This window comes from Variovorax stachyos (assembly GCF_051400855.1).
Taxonomy (GTDB): Bacteria; Pseudomonadota; Gammaproteobacteria; order Burkholderiales; family Burkholderiaceae_C; genus Variovorax.
Genome location: NZ_JBLFFN010000002.1, coordinates 215282 through 235255, shown reverse-complemented (window position 1 = coordinate 235255; position 19974 = coordinate 215282). Strand labels below are relative to the sequence as shown.

Below are 19974 nucleotides of genomic sequence, written 5' to 3'. Positions count from 1 at the left end.
TGCGAGCGTCTTCGGGCGGTTGTGCGACGCTCATGACTCGCCACCAGGCGTCCAGCGGCCGCTCGCGGCGACCACTTCTGCCACCCGCACCTCGAAGCGCAGCCCGCGCGAGGCTCCGCTCTCGGGGCTGAGATCGATGCGCAGCGTACTGCCCGGGCGCACCGGCGCCAGGAACTTGGCGGCCGCGAGCGTCGGCCGCGGGCCCAGGCGGGCCGCGAGCGCGGGCACGCGCTGGGCTGCCTCCAGCACCTCCGACAGCAGCAAGGCGCCGGGCAGCAGCGGCTGGCCCGGGAAGTGGCCCGCGAAAGCCGGATGGTCCGCCGGCACCTTGTGCGTGAGCTGCACCGGCGTGCCGTCCGCGGCGAGTTGCGCCAGCGCGAATTCGCGCAGCGCGCGCGCCGTCAGCTTGCCGGTGCCCTCGCGCGGGAAGGCGTTCACATGCACCACGCGGCGCGGCACGAAGACCGCCTCGAGACGCTCGCGCAGCGCCGCAACGATGGCGTGCGCGTCGAGCCCGGGCGCGACCACGAAGGCGACCGGGCGCACCACGCCGTCGGTCACGTCGTCGGGCAGCCAGAAGGCGCCGTCCTCCACGCCCGGAATGCTGTTGAGGTGGTGGTTGAGGTAGCCCAGCGAGCTGCGCCGGCCGGCGACATGGATCAGGTCGTTGGCGCGCCCGAGCAGGCGGAAGCGGCGGTCGTCGAGCAGCTCCAGCACGTCGGCCATCGGCGTCGGCTCGGGCACGAAGTCGCCCTCGAAGACGAAGCGCTCCACGCCTGCGGCGTCATGCTCGGCATGCACGCGGATCTCGCCGAAAGTCTCCCAGACCTCGCCGTGGGTCGGCCGCCGCGTCGCGACCTGGCCCGATTCGGTGCTGCCGTAGATTTCGATCAGCTGGCCGCCCATGGCCTGCTCGGCCTGGGCCGCAAGCTGCGGCGAGAGCGGCGCGGTGGCCGAAAGGATCAGGTCCACCGGCGGCAGGACGATGCCGGAGAGCAGCAGCGTCTTGAGGTGGAAGGGCGTGGTGACCAGCGCGCGCGGCTGCGGCACCGAGGCCAGCGCCTGGGCGACGTCGGCCGGGAAGAAGGGCCGGCCGCTGTCGAAGGCAGCGCCGCCGAGCATCGCCAGCAGGGCCGAGGACTCGAGGCCGTAGCTGTGCTGCACCGGCACGGTTGCCACCACCGTCAGGCCGGCCAGCGAGGGACGCCCGAGCAGCTCGGCCAGCCGGGCCACCGCGGCGGCCACGTCACCCACCAGCGTCCTCCAGGACTTGGCATGCGGCTGCGGCGCGCCCGTGGAGCCGGAAGTCAGCAGGCTCACGGCATGCAGGCCGCCGCCGATCGCCGGCACCGGCTGCGCACTTGCGCCGCCGGGCGGCGGCTTGTGCTCGACCACGATGCGCGGCATGCCGGGCGTGGCGACCTCCGGGTCGTCCAGCAGCGCATAGGTGCGGCTGCCCTGCTCCACCAGCCGCGCCAGCGTGTCGGGCCGTGCATCGGGCGGCAGCAGGCTGGCCTGTCCGCGCACCAGCGCCGCTGCGAGCCCCAAGGCGAAGGCATAACGATCGGTGCAGAGGTTCACCGCCGGGCCGCCCTCCGGCAGTTGCGGCGCCAGGCGCGCCACGTCGGCCAGGAACTCGCGCGCGCTGACCGGCACGCCGGCGCGCCAGGCGAGAGGCGCGTCCGGATCGCGCTCGCTCAGGAGCGGAAGAAGATCAGGGCTAGTCACATTCATTGCCGTGCCGCCGGGTCGACCGGCGCGCTGTAGAAGGCGCGCACCGTGTCGATCAGGCGGGTGCGCTCGAATTCGGGATGCAGCCGGTAGCGCAACAGATACTCGCCCACGAAGAGAATTCCAACCATCAGGGGCGTCAGCAGGTTGGCCAGCACCGACCACGCGGCAAAGGGCATCGTGGCATACACCACCACCGAGGCCGCCACCATCAGCGCGAAGTACACGGTCCAGACCCGGGTCACGCGCCAGGTGTACTCGCGCATTCCGGGCGACAGCGGGTGGATGCGCGCGGCGAACTGGCCGATCAGCGACAGCCGGTCGCGCCGCAGCGTGCCGCCGAACCAGCCGCACAGCAGCGCATTGATGCCCACGTGCTGCAGCATGTAGAGCCGGTTGGGGTCGCCCGCATCGCCGCGCAGCACCAGGGCGAATCCGAGCACGCCCACCGCCGCCGCGATCGCCAGGCCCCAGGCACCGAAACGGCTACCCGCCAGCCCCAACGCCGTCAGCCACAGGGGACCGAGCAGCACCCCCACCGCCCACGGCTCGGCGGCGTGGAAAAGCATCATCCAATGGGAAACACCGGCATAGGCCACCCCCGCGAACAGCAGGAGCGCCATGCGCCATCGAGACATGACTCAGGAGTCGCCGCGATTCTGGGCGACATGCGCTGCGAGGCTGCGCAGCGACTGGAAGATCTGCTGGTTGCGCTCGTCGTCCGAACGCAGCTGGAAGCCGTACTTGCGCGAGACCTCGAGCGCGACCTCGAGGATGTCGATCGAATCGAGCCCCAGCCCTTCGCCGTACAGCGGCGCCGTCGGCGCGATCTCGGACGGTGCGATCTCGAGATTCAGCGACTCGACCAGCAGCACGGCCAGCTCGTTCTCCAGAGCGGATTGCTCGGGCGCATCGCCAACGGCGGAAATGGGGGATTGGGTCGATGACAAAAGGGACTCCGGGAACTTTTGAATGAACTATCGCTCGGGCTCGGAATTATAGGAGGCGCCCCCGCGCGCCTTGGATAGACTGCGGCCAGTCCCCAACCCCGGAGCACCCCATGGCCGAACCCCTCCTGATCGCCCGCCACGACAGCATCGAATGCACGCTTCTGCCGGGGCTCGCCAACCGCCACGGCCTGATCACCGGCGCGACCGGCACCGGCAAGACCGTCACCCTGCAGACCATCGCCGAAAAGCTCTCGGGCATCGGCGTGCCGGTCTTCATGGCCGACGTCAAGGGCGACCTGACCGGCGCCAGCCAGCCCGGCAGCATCGGCGAGAAGATGGCCGCCACCCTGAAGGAGCGCGGCATCGACCTGCCCCAGCCGCTCGCCTGCCCGGTCACTCTGTGGGACGTGTTCGGCGAACAGGGCCACCCGGTGCGCGCCACCGTTTCCGACATGGGCCCGCTGCTGCTGGGCCGCATGCTCAACCTTAACGAGACCCAGGCCGGCGTGCTGAACCTGGTGTTCAAGATCGCCGACGACAACGGCCTGCTGCTGCTGGACCTCAAGGACCTGCGCGCCATGCTCCAGCACGTGGGCGAGAACGCCAGCCAGTTCACCACCGAGTACGGCAACATCAGCGCCGCCAGCGTGGGCGCGATTCAGCGCGGGCTGCTGCAGATCGAGAGCCAGGGCGGCGACAAGTTCTTCGGCGAGCCGATGCTCAACATTTCCGACTTCATGCAGACCGAGGGCGGCAAGGGCGTGGTCAACATCCTGGCGGCCGACAAGCTGATGAACTCGCCGCGCCTCTATGCCACCTTCCTGCTGTGGCTGCTGTCGGAGCTGTTCGAGCAGTTGCCCGAGATCGGCGACCCGGAGCAGCCCAAGCTGGTCTTCTTCTTCGACGAGGCGCACCTGCTCTTCAACGAGGCACCCAAGGCCCTGGTCGAGCGCATCGAGCTGGTGGTGCGGCTGGTGCGCTCCAAGGGCGTGGGCGTGTTCTTCGTGACGCAGAACCCGCTGGACATTCCCGACACCGTGCTGGCGCAGTTGGGCAACCGCGTGCAGCACGCACTGCGCGCCTTCACGCCGCGCGACCAGAAGGCCGTCAAGGCCACGGCCACGACGATGCGGCAGAAACCGGGCCTCGACATCGAGACCGCGATCACCGAGCTGGCGGTGGGCGAGGCGCTGGTGAGCTTCCTCGATGCCAAGGGGCGGCCGAGCGTCACCGAGCGCGTCTACGTGCTGCCGCCGGGCAGCCAGATCGGGCCGATCACCGCAGCGCAACGGCAGGCGTTGATCGCGAACTCGCTGGTGGCGGGCGTCTACGAGAAGGCGGTCGACCGTGAATCGGCCTACGAGAAGCTCAAGGGCCGGGCCGAGACGGCGCCGGATGCGCCAGCCACGGCTGCCGGCAAGCCCGGCGCTGCGGCCCCGACCGAGTCGGGCGGCGTCATGGGCAGCCTGAACGAGATCCTGTTCGGCTCGACCGGGCCGCGCGGCGGCAAGCGCGACGGGCTGGCGCAGACCATGGCGAAGTCGGCGATGCGGACGATGGGGACGCAGGTGGGCAAGGAGATCCTGCGGGGGGTGCTGGGCGGGATCTTCGGCGCCAAGAGGCGCAGATGAGCAGCCCCGTACGAGCGCTCCGAGGAAGGGTCACGGGCTAGAGAGTATCGACCTTGCTTGCAACGATCTGACAGGCGGCAACCAGGTCGGTGACGATGCGTTCATCGACGTTCAGGTCTCCTTCGTACTCACCAAGATTGCGGATGTCGTGACACTTGGACAGCACCCGCCATACTTCCGGCCCGAGGCCAAGGGTGTGCGGCAACAACTGGAAGACGATGTATCGATTGGTGGAGCGATAGCCGTGCCACCGGAGCGCCGCCAGGCACAGCGCATGCGCAGCGTTGTAGGCCAGATCGAAGCGACTCTCTAACGAGAGAGAGGCATTGAGCGCGTCCTGCAATCTGGCATGTCCAGAGCGCTTGAGTCCGGCAAGCTCCCTGGCGTCGGGCAGCTCCGCCTTCAGGGGCTTGCCCGGACCACTCAGGTTCTCAAACGGCGAGATCACTGTCACCTCCGATGATCCAGATCTTGGGCTGTTCGAGCACACGGGTCACGAACGCGTCTTTCGCGTTCACTCGTTTTGCAAGATCTCTGCGGGTGAGGATCGTCGGGTTGACGGCACGGCCCAGACTTTGGCTCGCCGCTTCCAGCGCGGTAAAAATGTCCCCGTAGCTCACTTCGTCACTGATCAGCATCAGGTCGATGTCGCTGCGAGCCGTGTCGACCCGCTTGGCGACTGAGCCATAGACGAATGCGGCGACGATCCGTCCCTGCAAAGGCGCCAGTGCTTCCCGCATCGGCTCAGCCAGACCGACGGTCTTCTGCACGATGCCGCAGAGTTCCTCGAAGAGAGGCGACTCGGCATTTGCCTGAAAGTGCTTCTGATTTCCGACTGCTGAAACGTTGACCAACCCACTGTGTGCCAAGCTGGCCAGCTCACGCTGAACTGCGCCCGAGCCGCTTCCTGTCAATCCAATCAATTCGTTGGCATAGAAGCTGCGCGAAGGTTGGCCGAACAGCAGCCCGAGGACCCGCTGCTTCGTGCCAGAAAAGAGCGCGTCCGCGAGGCTGCTGTTCTGAGGGGAACCAAAGTGCCTTGTGCCCATATTGGGCATGACTATACCCAAAATGGGCATGCTCATGCCCATGGTGGGCACGGACGGCGACCCGCCCGAACTCACCACCTCAGCAGCCGCTGCCCAATAAGCGCCCCCGCCACCACCGGCAGCGCCATCCCCATCACATACCAGATCGCCAGGAACGGCGCCGCCAGCTCCTGGCAGTGCAAGGCATAGACCGCAGCCCCCGCCCCCGCCGACATCGCACCGGCCGCGGCACCGGCCAGCGCTGGCCGGGTCGGCGCGAGGCCCTTCAGCGCCACCAGGGAAGCCACGAACACCGGCAGCGAGATCAACGCGATGCTGAGGGCGCAGCTGCGCCAGCTCTGCCCCCACACCATGGCCGCGCGCTCGTCGAGCGGCGCCGTCAGCCAGGTCGCCATTCCCAGCGCCCACACCAGCAGAACCGGCACCGCCAGGCCCAGCCACGCGGCGCGCACGCGCACCCCGGGACGCGCCAGCCGCTGCACGACCACGAAGCCGGCGACGGCGATGCACGCCGGGAACAGCAGCTTGACCCAGAACATCGGCCAGAACATGGTCTGCACAAGATCGCGCCGCACGCCGTACTCGAAGGCCATCACGGCGATCGAGATCGGCAGGCCGACCGCGAGTGCGAGTGCAAGGCGCCGCGCGGCGGCGTGCCGCGGCACCGGCTCTGCGCGAGTCGCCAGCAAAGCCACAAGCTCGTCTGTTTTCATGATGAGGACTTTCCGATCTTCAATGCCAACGCCTTCAGCCCGCGATGGATGCCCACCTTGACCGCCGATTCCGACATGCCGGTCAGGCGCGCGGTCTCGGCCACCGAGAGGCCTTCGAGCTTGACGTGCACGATCGGCACCCGGTGCCGGTCGGGCAAGGTGTCGAGCAAGCCGGCCAGGTCGCGGCGCGCATCGCTGGCCTCGGTGGCCGAATCCGCGAACACGGCGAGCTCGTCATCGAGCGGGTCGTGCAGTGCCTCTCGGCCTGATTTGGCGCGCAGCAGGTCGATCATCTTGTAGCGCGCAATCGCATGCACCCACGCCGTCAGCGGCTGGTCGCTCTGGTAGGTATGGCGCTGGTTGTGCATGGCGAGCAGGCATTCCTGGACAAGGTCTTCCACTTCATCGGGCCAGCCGAACAGGCGCCTGGCCAGAAAGGCGCGCAGGTGTGCACTGAGCTTCTGCAGGAAGACGTGATAGGCCTGCGCATCGCCATCCAGGCCGCGCACGAACAGCTCGTGCAGCACCGTCTCCGCGTCGCTCTTTGCCATCGGGCTCCCACTGGTCATTCGTGCTTTCGGCTCCGCCGGTTACGGCCGGCGCGAAAAAAGAAAATCGGGCGGATTGTGCCGTGCGCTGTAACCCGGCTCGCGCAGGCCGCGAAGTAGAAACCGACTGCGCCGGATGGTGCGGTTGCAATCTTCACTCAACCACTGGAGCACGTTCCATGATCACTCGTCCCCTCGCCATCACCGCCCTCACCCTCGGCGCGCTCGCCGCCGGTTCCGCCATGGCCCAGGACAAGAAGCCGATGCCAGACAAAGCGGCTGCGATGGAAAAATGCTACGGCGTCTCGATGGCCGGCAAGAACGACTGCGCCGCCGGCCCCGGCACCACCTGCGCGGGTACCTCCAAGGTGGACTACCAGGGCAACGCCTGGAAGAACGTGCCGGCCGGCACCTGCACCAGCATCAAGACACCGAAGGGCACGGGCTCGCTGACGCCGATCAAGTCCTGATCCAAGCCACCCGTTCACCCATGTCCTTTCCCGCGCTCACGGCCGGCCTCGGCCTCAAGGCCGAGCACTACGACGCCGCCGTGGCGGCCCGGGTCGAGGGCCTGTGGTTCGAGGTGCATCCCGAGAACTACATGGTGGCGGGCGGACCGCGGCTCGGCTGGCTCGAGGCGGTGCGCGAACGGCATCCCGTCTCGCTGCACGGCGTTTCGCTGTCGCTCGCGGGCGAGTGCGCGCCGGATGCCGCGCACCTGCGCCGGCTGGTCGCGCTCGCCGAGCGCATCCGGCCCGCGCTGATCTCCGAACACCTGGCGTGGTCGTCCTGGAACGGCCACTACGTTCCCGACCTGCTGCCCTTCGCGCGCAGCACCGAGGCCCTTCATCGCATCGCGGCGAACATCGGCCGGGCGCAGGACGCGCTGGCCAGGGCGATCGCTATCGAGAACCCCTCCCACTACCTGCGATTCGATGGCCACGCGTGGGACGAGATCGACTTCCTGGAGGAGCTGGCGCGCCGCACCGGCTGCACGCTGCTGCTGGACATCAACAACGTGCATGTGTCGGCCCGCAACCTGGGCTACTCGGCCGAGGGCTGGGTGGACCGTTTCCCGGCGCCGCTGGTCAGCGAGATCCATCTCGCCGGCCATTCGCAGGACCCGGCGCTCGGCGAGGCCCTGCTGATCGACTCGCACGATGCGCCGATCGCGCCCGAGGTCTGGCGCCTCTATCGCCGCTTCATCGATCGTGCCGGCCCGCGGCCGACGCTGATCGAGCGCGACGGCAACGTGCCTTCCTTCGATACGCTGATGACGGAACGCAGCATCGCCGAGACCGCTCTGCGCGAAAGCACGAGCGCCACGGAGGCGCGGCCATGAGCTTCCAGGAGGCCTTTGCCAACGCCCTGTTCGCGCCGGAGACGGTAACGGACCCCGCCGTGCGACGGCTCGCCGCGCAGCCCGCCTTCGCGGTCTACCGCAACACTGTGATGAAGGGTTGCATCGACGCACTCGAAAGCAATTTCCCTGCGGTCGCGCGGCTGGTGGGCCGCGAATGGTTCCGTGCCGCGGCCGCGCTGCACGCGGCGCAGAGCCCGCCAGCCGATGGACGTCTGCTGCATTACGGCGAGGGCTTCGCCGATTTCCTCCAGCACTTCGAGCCCGCCGCCGAGTTGCCCTACCTGCCGGATGTCGCACGCCTCGACGCGCTGTGGCGCGAGGTCCACGCAGCTGAAGACGCGCCATTGCTCGACCCGGCATGGCTGGCGCGCCATGCGCCCCGGCGGCTTGCGGCCCTGGTGCTGCGCCTTCACCCCGCGACCCGTTGGGCATGGTTCGACGAGCAACCCATCTACAGCATCTGGGCGCGCAACCGCGGCGACGGCGACGATGCAGACGAAGAACTCGCGTGGCATGGGGAAGGCGCGCTCCTCACGCGACCAGCCGGCGCAGTGACCTGGCGTCCTGTCGGCCAAGCCGGCTGCGCCTTCCTCGATGCCTGCGCCGCCGGCCTGCCGTTGGGCGAGGCCGCCGAGCAGGCCTTGGCTCTCGATGCCGATTGCGACATCGCGGCGCTGCTCGAAGCCCTGCTGCGCGCCGGTGCCTTCACCACCAGCCCCGACCCTTCCACCGAAAGCGTCCCATGAGCTCGAACACCGCCGAATCTGCCCACTTCGCACCCGCCGGCGCGCACGGCCTTCGCGCACGCTGGAACCGGCTCGCCGAGCTGCTCACGCGCCTCGTCCCGCACGACCTGCTGGCGCTGGCCACGCGCGTGGGCATCGCCGCCATCTTCTTTCTCTCGGGCCGCACGAAGGTCGAGGGCTTCCTGACGCTGACGCCCAGCGTGTACGAGCTGTTCCGCACCGAGTACAAGCTGCCGCTGCTGCCGCCCGAGCTCGCAGCGCATCTCGCGGCCTACGCCGAGCACCTGTTTCCGGTGCTGCTGGTGCTGGGCCTGTTCACCCGCCTCTCGGCACTCGCGCTGCTTTGCATGACGCTGGTGATCCAGGTCTTCGTGTATCCCGACGCGTGGCCCACGCACCTCTCGTGGGCGGCGCTGCTGCTCTACCTCGTCGGGCGCGGCGGTGGCGCGCTGGCTCTCGACCGGGCGTTGCGCATCGCCTAGGGCCTGTTAACGCTATGCAAGGGGTCGCGAAGCTCACCACAGCCCGCCCATCAAGGCGCGCGACGCCGTGCGTGCATGCGCACACACAAGGAGCGCAACGCCGAGGGGCGGGCTGTGGTGAGCTTCCCTTCGGGTTGCCCCGCAAAGGGGCCGTCTGCGGCGTTGCCCGCGCTTGCAAGGCGGAAAGCCTTGCTGCGCGCGGGCGCCTTGCATCCAGCCCCTTTGCGGGGCAACGCGACCCCTTGCATAGCGTTAACAGGCCCTAGCCCCGCAGCCCGCGGCTTGCCAGCCGCAGAAGCCCTCGCTACATTGTGTTTTTTGAGGGCCTGCAATGTCCGTTGACGCCATTCCGACTCCTTCCTCGCCGACGCTTTCCCCGAATCCCTCCGAGCCCTCTTCCCCCGCGCCTGCATCCGTTTCGCCGGGCGCTTCGTCCCCGCAGCGCCCGCACATCCGCCTGACCTCGCATGCGGGCGGCATGGGTGCGCTGCCTATCCAGTGGGGCGCTGCCACGCCCGCCGAGCGCGGGCCGGTGGTAGGCACCACCACCAAGCGCGCGCACCGCAACGTGATCGGCACGCACAGCGGCTCCTACAGCGTCTACCGGGCGCTGGCCGTGGCGGCCGGCGCGCTCAAGCGCGAGCACAAGGCCGACCTGACCAACACCGCGCCCACCGACGCGATCGGGCCCTACCCGCAATGGAGCGAGCCGGGCCGCATCGTCTCGCTCGACCCCTGGGGCGCAGTGGTGGCCGATGTCTTCGCGGCGGAACTGGCGGCCGGCTACGACATCCGTCCCACCATCGCGATCACCAAGGCGCACGTGATCCTGCCCGAGGTCATCGAGGGGCTGCAGAAAGGCCGCTTGAAGGCCGACGGCAAGTTCCTCACGCCCGGCGGCGCGGCCATCGTCACCAAGGCCGCGATCGAACCCGTCTGGTACCTGCCCGAGGTGGCCCGGCGCTTCGGCTGCTCCGAGACCGACCTGCGCCGCGTGCTCTTCGAGGAAACCGGCGGCATGTACCCCGAGCTCGTGACCCGCTCCGACCTCGAGGTCTTCCTGCCGCCCATCGGCGGCCAGACGCTCTACATCTTCGGCAACCCGCGCGACCTGGCCAACCCCGAGGTCGAGCTCACGGCCCGCATCCACGACGAGTGCAACGGCTCCGACGTCTTCGGCTCCGACATCTGCACCTGCCGGCCGTACCTCACGCATGCCATCGAGGAGTGCATCCGCGGCGCGCAGCGCGGCGGGGTGGGCCTCATCGCCTACTCGCGCAAGGAAGGCCGGGCGCTCGGCGAGGTGACGAAGTTCCTGGTCTACAACGCGCGCAAGCGCCAGGTCGGCGGCGACACGGCCGACCAGTACTTCGCGCGCACCGAGTGCGTGGCCGGCGTGCAGGACATGCGCTTCCAGGAGCTGATGCCCGATGTCTTCCATTGGCTGGGCATCCGCAAGATCCACCGCCTGGTGTCGATGAGCAACATGAAGTTCGACGCCATCGCCGGCTCGGGCATCGAGATCGGCGAGCGGGTGAACATCCCCGACGAGCTGATCCCCGCCGACGCGCGTGTCGAGATGGACGCCAAGATGGCGGCCGGCTACTTCACGCCAGGCGTCGTGCCGGACGCCGAAGAACTCAAGAAGGCCAAGGGAAGGACCCTCGATACATGAGCAAGAACATCTATGGGCTCGACCCGGATCGCGCCACCTCCAATGCCGCGGTGCGCCACGCCGATGCGCAGGGCCATGTCGACCCGGCGCTCGAGTTCGTGGAGGACACGACCCGGCCGGCCGGGGCTGCCGCCTTCCTGCGCACCACGCGTGCGATCCGCATCCGCGCGAACGCTCTGCTGGCGCGCGCCCGACGCGGCGAGTCCCAGTGGTTCACCATCGGCGACGAAGACGCGCTCGCGGAGACGGCACGAACCGTGGCGGAGGTAACGCGCGAGCGCTACGGCTCGGGCGCCATTCCCTTCCACAGCCGCTGGCGCCACTTCGAGGCCGGCGGGGTGGACCGGCTGCAGGAACTCGACCGGCTGCTCGGCCCTGTCGAGCCCTCGCTGCGCGCCCGCGCCCACATCGACCTGGTGCTGGTGAGCGTGCTGCTCGATGCGGGTGCAGGCCCCTACTGGCACTACACCGAGCCGGCCACGGGCCAGCGCTTCACGCGCTCCGAAGGCCTCGCCGTGGCGAGCTTCCATGCCTTCACCGGGGGGCTGTTCTCGTCCGACCCCGACCGGCCGCTGCAAGCCGACGCCGCCGGCCTGCGCAACCTGGTGACCGACCGCTTGGCCGATGCCTTGCAGGTGAGCGACGTCAACCAACTGGTCGGCGTGCGCGGGCGGGCCACGCTGCTGCGCCGGCTCGGCGAAGCCATGAGCGAGCAGCCGGAGACCTTCGGCGATCCGGGCCGCCCGAGCGGCATGCTGGATGCGCTGGTCAGTCCGCTCGGGCCGAACATACCGCCCACGGCCGAGGTCGGCGCGCACGACATCCTGACGCTGCTGCTGGAATCGCTGTCGCGCATCTGGCCCACCGCCAACGTGATCGGCCTGGGCGCAACGGGTCCCGGCGACGCGGTGGGCGGCGTTGCGCCGAACGAGCCGGTGCTCGCGCTGGGCGACTGCTGGCGGCACAGCGCGGTGCGCGGCCCAGGGCTCACCGACGGCTGGATGCCCTTTCACAAGCTCTCGCAGTGGCTCGCCTACTCGCTCATCGAGCCCTTCGAGTGGGCCGGCGTCAAGGTGCGCCATCTCGAGGCGCTGACCGCCCTGCCGGAGTATCGCAACGGCGGCCTGCTGATCGACAGCGGGGTCATCGTGCCCCGGGACAAGGCCATGCTGGAGCGCACCTGGAAGGTGGGCGACGAGTTCGTCGTCGAATGGCGCGCGCTGACCATCGCGCTGCTCGACGAGCTGGCGGGCCGCGTGCGCAAGGTGCTGGATCGCAGCGAGGAAGAGCTGCCGCTCGCCCGCGTGCTCGAAGGCGGCACCTGGGCTGCGGGCCGCGTACTGGCACAGCGCTTGCGTAGCGGTACGCCACCCTTGCGCATCGAGAGCGACGGCACCGTCTTCTAGACTCCCCACTTTCTCGAAACGCTTTCCAGCCCACCATGAGCAACGTCCACCTCGTCGACCACCCCCTCGTCCAGCACAAGCTCACGCTGATGCGCCGCAAGGAGGCCAGCACCAACAGCTTCCGGCGCCTCCTCAACGAGATCAGCATGCTGATGGCCTACGAGGTCACGCGCGACATGCCGATGCAGGACATCGAGATCGAGACCCCGCTCGAGACCATGAACGCCAAGGTGATCGACGGCAAGAAGGTGGTGCTCGTCTCCATCCTGCGCGCCGGCACCGGCATCCTCGACGGCATGCTCAGCGTGGTGCCCGGCGCGCGCGTGGGCCACATCGGCCTGTACCGCGACCCCAAGACGCTGACCGCGGTGGAGTACTACTTCAAGATGCCCGGCGGCATGGAGGAGCGCGATGCCATCGTGGTCGACCCCATGCTGGCCACCGGCAACTCGGCGGTGGCCGCGGTGGAGCGGCTCAAGGAGCTGAGTCCGAAGTCCATCAAGTTCGTCTGCCTGCTGACCTGCCCCGAGGGCATCGAGACCTTCCAGAGCGCGCACCCGGATGTGCCCATCTACACCGCGGCGATCGACCGCGAGCTCAACGACCACGGCTATATCCTCCCTGGGCTCGGAGACGCAGGCGACCGCATCTTCGGCACCAAATGATGCTCGCCCCCAGGTTGGCTCACTTCGTGTAGCCGCCCCCCCTACCGGGGGCAACACCAGCGGCCCGGCGAAGCCGGTTCCGCGGTGTTCCCCGAACAAATCGCAACTTGAGGAGAAGCCTGTGTCATTACGTCGCCACCTGATCGTCCGTTCCGTCGCCCTTGCCGCAGCGCTCGCGGCCGGCGCACCCGGCCTTGCGCTCGCGCAGGCCAAGCTCAAGGTGGCGGCGGTCTACACCGTGCCCTTCGAGCAGCAATGGGTCGGCCGCATCCACAAGGCCCTGAAAGCGGCAGAAGCGCGCGGCGAGATCGAGTACAAGGCCACCGAGAACGTCGCCAACGCCGACTACGAACGCGTGATGCGCGAGTACGCGCAGGCCGGCAACCAGCTGATCCTGGGCGAGGTGTTCGGGGTCGAGGCGGCGGCGCGCAAGGTCGCCAAGGACTTCCCCAAGACGGCCTTCCTGATGGGCTCGTCGCTCAAGCCCCAGGCGCCCAACTTCTCCGTCTTCGACAACTACATCCAGGAGCCGGCCTATCTCTCCGGCATGATCGCCGGCGGCATGACCAAGACCAACAAGATCGGGATGGTGGGCGGCTTCCCCATCCCCGAGGTCAACCGGTTGATGAATGCCTTCATGGCCGGCGCGAAGGAGACCAACCCGAAGGTGGAGTTCAGCGTCAGCTTCATCAACAGCTGGTTCGATCCGCCGAAGGCCAAGGAGGCCGCCTTCGCGATGATCGACAAGGGCGCCGACGTGATGTATGCCGAGCGCTTCGGCGTGAGCGACGCGGCCAAGGAAAAGGGCAAGCTCGCCATCGGCAACGTGATCAACACGCAGGACAAGTACCCCGACACCGTGGTCGCCTCGGCGCTCTGGCACTTCGAGCCCTCGGCCGACCGGGCGATCAAGCTGGTGAAGGAAGGCAAGTTCGTCGCCGAGGACTACGGCCCGTATTCGATGATGAAGCACAAGGGCTCCGAACTGGCGCCGCTGGGCACTTTCGAGAAGAAGGTGCCGGCCGAGATCATCGCCAAGGTCAAGGCCAAGGAAGCCGACATCCTTGCGGGCAAGTTCACCGTGAAGGTGGACGACAGCCAGCCGAAATCGACCGCCAGGTGAAGGGCTTGCGCCGTCTTCTTCTGGCCTGCGCACTGGCCGCCGGGCTGGCGGGCTGCGCGGGAACCAGCCCGGCGCGCGATTCGGGCTCGGTTCGGCTCGACGACACGCCGCGCATGGCCGTGATCTCGGCTTTCCAGCCCGAGCTCGCATTGCTGCTGGCGCGCCTTCAGGATGCGAAGAAGTACAGCGTCAACGGCGTCGCGTTCACGACCGGCACGCTCGAGGGCAAGCCGGTGGTGCTTTTCCTTTCCGGCATCAGCATGACCAACGCGGCGATGAACACGCAACTGGTGCTCGACCGTTTCCGCGTCACGCACCTGGTGTTCAGCGGTATCGCCGGTGGCGTCAATCCGCAGTTGCATATCGGCGACGTGACGGTGCCGGTGCAGTGGGGCCAGTATCTCGAGGTGCTGATGGCGCGCGAGGTCGCGCCAGGCCGCTATGCGACACCCCCCTGGATGAAGGACGCCACCCTGCCCGCCTTCGGCATGATGCATCCGCGACCCGTGGAGGTGCGCTCGGCGACGAAGCCGGAGCCCAGCAGGAAGTTCTGGTTCGAGGCCGATCCGCAGATGCTGGAGGTGGCGCGGAGCATCCGCGGTGTGGAGCTCGCGGACTGCAAGTCCGGCCAGTGCCTGCGCCGCAAGCCGCAGCTGGTGGTGGGCGGCAACGGCGTCTCGGGCCAGGCCTTCATGGACAACAAGGCTTTCCGCGAATACACGTACAAGACCTTCCAGGCCAACGTCCTGGACATGGAGACCGCGGCAGTCGGCATGGTCGCCTACAGCAACGGCGTGCCCTACATCGCCTTCCGCTCGCTCAGCGACCTCGCAGGCGGCGGCGATGGCGAGAACGAAATGGGCACCTTCATGGGCCTGGCGGCGGACAACTCGGCGAAGGTTCTGCTGGCCTTCCTCGCAGGCTGGAAATAGGGCCGCGGTTGAGCTCCGTCCTGTCGCTGCGCGGCATCACCAAGCGCTTCGGCACGCTGGTCGCCAACGATGCGATCTCGCTCGAGCTCGGTGCCGGCGAGGTGCTCGCGCTGCTGGGCGAGAACGGCGCCGGCAAGTCCACGCTGATGTCGATCCTCTTCGGGCACTACACCGCCGACGAAGGCGGCATCGAGGTCTTCGGTCGGCCGCTCGCGCCCGGCCAGCCCAAGGCGGCGCTGGCGGCGGGCATCGGCATGGTGCACCAGCACTTCACGCTGGCCGACAACCTCGGCGTGCTCGACAACGTGACGATGGGGACCGAGCCGTTGTGGCAGCCGTTCTCGCGCCGCGGCGCCGCGCGGGCCAGGCTGCTCGAGGTGTCGCAACGCTTCGGCCTGCCGGTGCAGCCGGACGCCCTTGTCGGCAGCCTGTCGGTGGGCGAACGGCAGCGGGTGGAGATCCTCAAGGCGCTGTACCGCGGCGCGCGCATCCTGATCCTCGACGAGCCCACCGCCGTGCTCACGCCGCAGGAAAGCGAGGCGCTGTTCCGAACGCTCTCGCAGATGGTGGCCGGCGGACTCTCGATCATCTTCATCAGCCACAAGCTGGACGAGGTGCTGCGCGTCTCGCACCGCGTGGCCGTGCTGCGCGGCGGCAAGCTGGTGGCGGAGGCGCTCACGCGCGACACGACAGCGGCGCAGCTGGCGCTGTGGATGGTCGGCCATGCGGTCGAAGGCGTGAAGCGCACGCCCGCGCGGCAGGTGGGCGACGCGGTATGCGTGCTCGACCATGTACGCACCGCCGGCGAGGGACATGACCGGCTGCTCGATGTCTCTTTGAGCCTGCGCGCCGGCGAGATCACGGCCGTGGCTGGCGTTTCGGGCAATGGCCAGGTCGCGCTGGCGGAACTGCTCGCCGGCACCCGCCGCGCCACCGGCGGCAGCGTGCAGTTGATGGGGCGGGCCCTGCCTCCCTCTCCCGCGCGCCTGGTCCGGCGCGGGGTGGCTCGCATTCCGGAGGACCGGCACGCGGTCGGCCTGGTGGGCGACCTGCCGGTCTGGGAGAACGCGGTGTCGGAGCGACTTCGCAGCGCGGCCTTCTCGCGCTGGTTCTGGGTGCGGCGGGCCGCGGCGCGTGCCCATGCGCGTCGCATCGAGCAGGCCTTCGACGTGCGCGGCGCGGGGCTGGACGCACCGGCGCGCGCGCTCTCGGGCGGCAACATGCAGAAGCTGATCCTCGGGCGGGCGCTGCTCGCGCCCGATGCGGCACAGAACAAGACCGCGCGCCTGATCGTCGCGCACCAGCCCACCTGGGGCCTGGACATCGGGGCCGTCGTCTACGTGCAGCAGCAGCTGATCGCGGCGCGCGATGCCGGCGCCGCGGTGCTGCTGATCTCCGATGACCTCGACGAGGTGCTCGCGCTGGGCGATCGCGTCGCGGTGATGCACGGCGGGCGGCTCGGCGAGCCGCGCGTTGCCTCGGCCTGGACGCGCGAGGCCATTGGGCTTGCGATGGCGGGTGCATGAGCGCAGCGCCGGAGCCACATCCATGAGGCTGGAGCACCGCCACGAGACCTCGCGGGTTGCACTGCTGCTGGCGCCCGTGGGCGCAATCGCCTTCACGCTGCTGGTCAGCGCACTGCTGGTGCTGTGGGCCGGAGCGCCGGTGGGCCGCACCTATGCGCTGCTGCTGCAGGGCGGCTTCGGCTCGGTCTTCGCGTGGAGCGAGACGCTGACGCGCGCCACGCCGCTGATCCTCACCGGCCTGGCGGCCACCGTGGCCTTCAAGGCCCGCCTCTTCAACATCGGCGCGGAGGGACAGTTCTATGGCGGCGCGCTGGCCGCAGTGGCGGTGGGCGGACTGCATGGCGGCACAGGCTTCGCATTGCCGCCCTGGCTGCTGTTCCCCTTGATGATGGCGGCCGCCGCCTGCGTCGGCGCGCTATTGCTGCTCGGGCCCGCGCTGATGAAGAACAGGCTGGGCGTCGACGAGGTGGTGACCACGCTGCTGATGAACTTCATCGTGCTGCTGGCGGTTTCCGCCCTGCTCGACGGTCCGATGAAGGATCCGACGGCGATGGGCTGGCCGCAGAGCGTGTCGCTGCAGCCGGAGCTCGAGCTGAGCAGGATGGTCGCCCAAACCCGCGTCCACACGGGCCTGCTGTGGGCCGGCGCGCTGGCGGTGCTGGCCTGGGTCCTGTTCAAGTACACGGTGGCCGGCTTCGACATCCGCGCCCTCGGCGCCAACGCGCGTGCCGCGGCCTTTGCCGGCGTGCCGGTCACGCGCACCGTGGTGCTGGTGGCCTTGATCTCCGGCGCCTTGGCCGGGCTGGCCGGCGCGATCGAGGTCGCCGGCCGCACCAGCTATGTCACGCTGGACCTGTCGCCGGGCTACGGCTACAGCGGCATCGTGATCGCGATGCTGGCCGGGCTGCATCCGCTGGCCGTGCTGGCCGCGGGCGTGTTCGTGGCCGGCGTGCAGGTGGGGGCCGACACGATGAGCCGCGCCATCGGCGTGCCGACCTATATCGCCGACGTGATCGTCGCGGCGTCGCTGATCGCGGTGCTGGTGGCCACGCTGCTGACCCAGTACAGGGTGAGATGGAAATGAAACTCTCCCCCAGGCTCTCCCACTCCGTGTGGTCCGACCAACCGCCTTTCCGGGGGCAACACCAGCGCCCCGGCAAAGCCGGTTCCGCGGTGTTCGCTGGACCGGCGAGGCTTGCCACACTGAAATGAACGACTGGGCCGATATTCTTGTCAACCAGGCCTTCTGGGTGGCGGTGCTGCGCATCGCCACGCCGCTGATCTTCGGCACGCTGGGCGTGCTGCTGTGCGAGCGTGCGGGCGTGTTGAACCTCGGCATCGAGGGCATCATGGTCGCGGGCGCCTTCGCCGGCTGGCTCGCGGTGTATGCCGGTGCGCCGCTGTGGGCAGGCGTGGCGGTGGCGGCGCTTACCGGCGCGGTGTTCGGGCTGCTGCATGCCTTGCTGACCGTGGGCCTCGCGCTGTCGCAGCACGTGTCGGGCCTGGGCATCACGCTGCTGGCAACGGCGCTCAGCTACTACGGTTACCGGGTGAGCTTCCCGAGGGTGAACACGCCGCCCACCGTCACGCCCTTCGCGCCGATGGAGTGGCTCCCCATCCCGGTGCTCGATGCGCAGACCCCGCTCACGCTGCTGGCGCTGCTGCTGGTGCCGCTGCTCGCCTATGTGCTCCACCGAACGCCGCTGGGGCTGGCGTTGCGGATGGTCGGCGAGAACCCGCAGGCGGCCGAGGGCCAGGGCGTGTCGGTCGCGGCCGTGCGCACGGGCGCGATCGTCGCGGGCTCGGCGCTGATGGGCGTGGCGGGCTCCTTCCTCACGCTCTCGGCCTTCAATGCCTTCTTCTTCAACATGGTGAACGGCCGCGGCTGGATCTGCGTGGCACTGGTGGTGTTCGCCTCGTGGCGGCCGGGCAAGGCCTTGCTGGGCGCCCTGCTGTTCGCCTTCTTCGACGCGCTGCAGCTGCGGCTGCAACAATCGGGCGACGCGCTGCTGCCCTATCAGCTGTACCTGATGCTGCCCTATGTGCTGTCGATCGTGGCGCTGGTGCTGGTGGCGCGCAAGGCCGGCTATCCGCAGGCGCTCATGAAGCCTTACCGCAAGGGAGAACGCTGAACATGCTCGATATGCTCGTCCACAACGCCACGCTCCCCGACGGGCGCGACGGCATGTCCATCGCCGTGCAGGACGGCCGCATCGCCGAAGTGACGGCGGGCCTGGACGCACCGGCGCACGAGAAGCTCGACGCCCAGGGCCTGCTGGTCGCGCCGCATTTCGTCGATCCGCACTTCCACATGGATGCCACGCTGAGCTACGGCTTGCCGCGGATCAACGAAAGCGGCACGCTGCTCGAAGGCATCGCGCTGTGGGGCGAGCTCAAGCCGCTGCTCACCGCCGAGGCGCTGATCGAACGCGCCATGGCCTATTGCGACTGGGCCGTGGCCAAGGGCTTGCTCGCGATCCGCAGCCATGTGGACACCAGCGACCCGAGCCTGCTCGCGGTCGACGCACTGCTCGAGGTCAGGAAGCGCGTTGCACCCTACCTGACGCTGCAGCTGGTCGCCTTTCCGCAGGACGGCGTCCTGCGCACGCCGGGTGGCGTCGACAACCTGAAGCGCGCCCTCGACAAGGGCGTGGACGTGGTCGGCGGCATTCCGCACTTCGAGCGCACCATGGCCGATGGTGCCGCCAGCGTGAAGCTGCTGTGCGAGCTCGCCGCCGAACGCGGGCTGCCGGTGGACATGCACTGCGACGAGTCGGACGACCCGCTCTCGCGCCACATCGAGACCCTGGCCTTCGAGGCGCAGCGGCTCGGGCTGCAGGGGCGCGTGACAGGCTCGCACTGCACCTCCATGCATTCGATGGACAACTACTACGTGAGCAAGCTGCTGCCCCTGATCGCCGAAGCCGGCGTCGGCGTGGTCGCCAATCCGCTGATCAACATCACGCTGCAGGGCCGGCACGACACCTACCCCAAGCGCCGCGGCATGACCCGCGTGCCCGAGCTGATGGCGCATGGCGTGAACGTGGCCTTCGGCCACGACTGCGTGATGGACCCGTGGTACGGCATGGGCTCGGGCGACATGCTGGAGGTGGCGCACATGGGACTGCACGTGGCGCAGATGACCAGCCAGCAAGGCATCCGCCGATGCTTCGACGCGGTGACGGCGAATGCCGCGAAGGTGCTCGGGCTCCCGGGCTACGGCCTGGAGGCGGGCTGCGACGCGAGCTTCGTGCTGCTGCAGGCGCGCGATCCCGTCGAGGCGATCCGGCTGCGTGCGCCGCGGCTCAAGGTCTGGCGTCGCGGCCGGCTGTTGGCGCAGACGCCGGCGGCGACGGCAGCACTGCATCTGCCGGACCGGCCCGCCGCCACCAGCTGGATGCCCTCGCAGGCCTGAGCGTCTTGCATCGTCGTCA

Annotated in this window: 21 protein-coding genes; 14 read left to right on the top strand and 7 right to left on the bottom strand. The window is 68.9% G+C overall.

Annotated features, from left to right (window positions below; genetic code table 11):
• Nucleotides 1-30: 30 nt before the first annotated feature.
• Genes ACMGEZ_RS04365 through ACMGEZ_RS04355 form a run of 3 tightly spaced genes read right to left on the bottom strand, consistent with a single transcriptional unit; the run spans nucleotide 31 to nucleotide 2681 of the window.
• A complete protein-coding gene (locus ACMGEZ_RS04365) occupies nucleotides 31-1734 on the bottom strand; it encodes an ApeI family dehydratase (protein WP_436821028.1) in 1704 nt (567 codons plus the stop codon).
• Nucleotides 1731-2369: a COG4648 family protein gene (locus ACMGEZ_RS04360; RefSeq protein WP_436821027.1), complete on the bottom strand. Its 639-nt coding sequence runs from the start codon at nucleotides 2367-2369 to the stop codon at nucleotides 1731-1733. Before ACMGEZ_RS04360 ends, ACMGEZ_RS04365 begins: the two co-directional genes overlap by 4 nt.
• 3 nt (nucleotides 2370-2372) lie before the next feature.
• Nucleotides 2373-2681, bottom strand: coding sequence for a phosphopantetheine-binding protein (locus ACMGEZ_RS04355; RefSeq protein ID WP_436821026.1), 309 nt, complete (start codon nucleotides 2679-2681; stop codon nucleotides 2373-2375).
• Between the two features lie 110 nt (nucleotides 2682-2791).
• Here ACMGEZ_RS04355 and ACMGEZ_RS04350 point away from each other — a divergent pair, with 110 nt between their 5' ends.
• Nucleotides 2792-4312: a helicase HerA-like domain-containing protein gene (locus tag ACMGEZ_RS04350; RefSeq protein WP_436821025.1), complete on the top strand. Its 1521-nt coding sequence runs from the start codon at nucleotides 2792-2794 to the stop codon at nucleotides 4310-4312.
• A 37-nt stretch (nucleotides 4313-4349) separates the two neighbouring features.
• Here the strand turns inward: ACMGEZ_RS04350 and ACMGEZ_RS04345 are convergent, their stop codons facing one another.
• The 4 genes from ACMGEZ_RS04345 to ACMGEZ_RS04330 are packed head-to-tail and all read right to left on the bottom strand — an operon-like array spanning nucleotide 4350 to nucleotide 6625.
• Nucleotides 4350-4766 carry a hypothetical protein gene (locus ACMGEZ_RS04345; protein WP_436821024.1) on the bottom strand — a complete coding sequence of 139 codons (417 nt, stop codon included), beginning with the start codon at nucleotides 4764-4766 and terminating at the stop codon, nucleotides 4350-4352.
• Nucleotides 4744-5403 carry a nucleotidyltransferase domain-containing protein gene (locus ACMGEZ_RS04340; RefSeq protein WP_436821023.1) on the bottom strand — a complete coding sequence of 220 codons (660 nt, stop codon included), beginning with the start codon at nucleotides 5401-5403 and terminating at the stop codon, nucleotides 4744-4746. The genes ACMGEZ_RS04345 and ACMGEZ_RS04340 overlap by 23 nt, the downstream gene beginning before the upstream one ends.
• 29 nt (nucleotides 5404-5432) lie before the next feature.
• A complete protein-coding gene (locus ACMGEZ_RS04335) occupies nucleotides 5433-6074 on the bottom strand; it encodes a DUF1109 domain-containing protein (RefSeq protein WP_436821022.1) in 642 nt (213 codons plus the stop codon).
• Nucleotides 6071-6625, bottom strand: coding sequence for a sigma-70 family RNA polymerase sigma factor (locus ACMGEZ_RS04330; RefSeq protein WP_436821021.1), 555 nt, complete (start codon nucleotides 6623-6625; stop codon nucleotides 6071-6073). The genes ACMGEZ_RS04335 and ACMGEZ_RS04330 overlap by 4 nt, the downstream gene beginning before the upstream one ends.
• Before the next feature lie 176 nt (nucleotides 6626-6801).
• Between ACMGEZ_RS04330 and ACMGEZ_RS04325 the strand changes: the two genes are divergently transcribed.
• The 13 genes from ACMGEZ_RS04325 to ACMGEZ_RS04265 all read left to right on the top strand — a co-directional run bounded on the left by ACMGEZ_RS04325 (nucleotide 6802) and on the right by ACMGEZ_RS04265 (nucleotide 19955).
• The gene (locus tag ACMGEZ_RS04325; protein WP_436821020.1) at nucleotides 6802-7092 is read left to right on the top strand and encodes a BufA1 family periplasmic bufferin-type metallophore; all 291 of its coding nucleotides are present in this window, start codon (nucleotides 6802-6804) and stop codon (nucleotides 7090-7092) included.
• A 20-nt stretch (nucleotides 7093-7112) separates the two neighbouring features.
• The gene (gene bufB / locus ACMGEZ_RS04320) at nucleotides 7113-7964 is read left to right on the top strand and encodes an MNIO family bufferin maturase (RefSeq protein WP_436821019.1); all 852 of its coding nucleotides are present in this window, start codon (nucleotides 7113-7115) and stop codon (nucleotides 7962-7964) included.
• Nucleotides 7961-8731 carry an HvfC/BufC family peptide modification chaperone gene (locus ACMGEZ_RS04315; RefSeq protein WP_436821018.1) on the top strand — a complete coding sequence of 257 codons (771 nt, stop codon included), beginning with the start codon at nucleotides 7961-7963 and terminating at the stop codon, nucleotides 8729-8731. Before bufB ends, ACMGEZ_RS04315 begins: the two co-directional genes overlap by 4 nt.
• Nucleotides 8728-9213 carry a DoxX family protein gene (locus tag ACMGEZ_RS04310; RefSeq protein ID WP_436821017.1) on the top strand — a complete coding sequence of 162 codons (486 nt, stop codon included), beginning with the start codon at nucleotides 8728-8730 and terminating at the stop codon, nucleotides 9211-9213. The genes ACMGEZ_RS04315 and ACMGEZ_RS04310 overlap by 4 nt, the downstream gene beginning before the upstream one ends.
• Nucleotides 9214-9544: 331 nt before the next feature.
• Nucleotides 9545-10888 carry a GTP cyclohydrolase II gene (locus ACMGEZ_RS04305; protein ID WP_436821016.1) on the top strand — a complete coding sequence of 448 codons (1344 nt, stop codon included), beginning with the start codon at nucleotides 9545-9547 and terminating at the stop codon, nucleotides 10886-10888.
• On the top strand, nucleotides 10885-12294 hold the full coding sequence (locus ACMGEZ_RS04300) for a URC4/urg3 family protein (protein ID WP_436821015.1): 1410 nt from the start codon (nucleotides 10885-10887) through the stop codon (nucleotides 12292-12294). Before ACMGEZ_RS04305 ends, ACMGEZ_RS04300 begins: the two co-directional genes overlap by 4 nt.
• 35 nt (nucleotides 12295-12329) lie before the next feature.
• Nucleotides 12330-12959 (top strand): uracil phosphoribosyltransferase, encoded by a 630-nt coding sequence (gene upp, locus ACMGEZ_RS04295; protein WP_436821014.1) that lies wholly within the window; start codon nucleotides 12330-12332, stop codon nucleotides 12957-12959.
• 121 nt (nucleotides 12960-13080) lie between these two features.
• The gene (locus tag ACMGEZ_RS04290) at nucleotides 13081-14082 is read left to right on the top strand and encodes a BMP family protein (protein ID WP_436821013.1); all 1002 of its coding nucleotides are present in this window, start codon (nucleotides 13081-13083) and stop codon (nucleotides 14080-14082) included.
• A gap of 5 nt (nucleotides 14083-14087) precedes the next feature.
• Complete coding sequence (locus ACMGEZ_RS04285; protein ID WP_436821012.1) at nucleotides 14088-15014, top strand: 5'-methylthioadenosine/S-adenosylhomocysteine nucleosidase; 927 nt, start codon at nucleotides 14088-14090, stop codon at nucleotides 15012-15014.
• 8 nt (nucleotides 15015-15022) lie between these two features.
• Nucleotides 15023-16540, top strand: coding sequence for an ABC transporter ATP-binding protein (locus tag ACMGEZ_RS04280; RefSeq protein WP_436821011.1), 1518 nt, complete (start codon nucleotides 15023-15025; stop codon nucleotides 16538-16540).
• A 22-nt stretch (nucleotides 16541-16562) separates the two neighbouring features.
• A complete protein-coding gene (locus tag ACMGEZ_RS04275) occupies nucleotides 16563-17624 on the top strand; it encodes an ABC transporter permease (RefSeq protein ID WP_436821010.1) in 1062 nt (353 codons plus the stop codon).
• A 124-nt stretch (nucleotides 17625-17748) separates the two neighbouring features.
• Entirely contained in the window at nucleotides 17749-18672 is a 924-nt protein-coding gene (locus ACMGEZ_RS04270) for an ABC transporter permease (protein WP_436821009.1), read from the top strand.
• Between the two features lie 2 nt (nucleotides 18673-18674).
• Entirely contained in the window at nucleotides 18675-19955 is a 1281-nt protein-coding gene (locus tag ACMGEZ_RS04265) for an amidohydrolase family protein (protein WP_436821008.1), read from the top strand.
• Nucleotides 19956-19974: the final 19 nt, after the last annotated feature.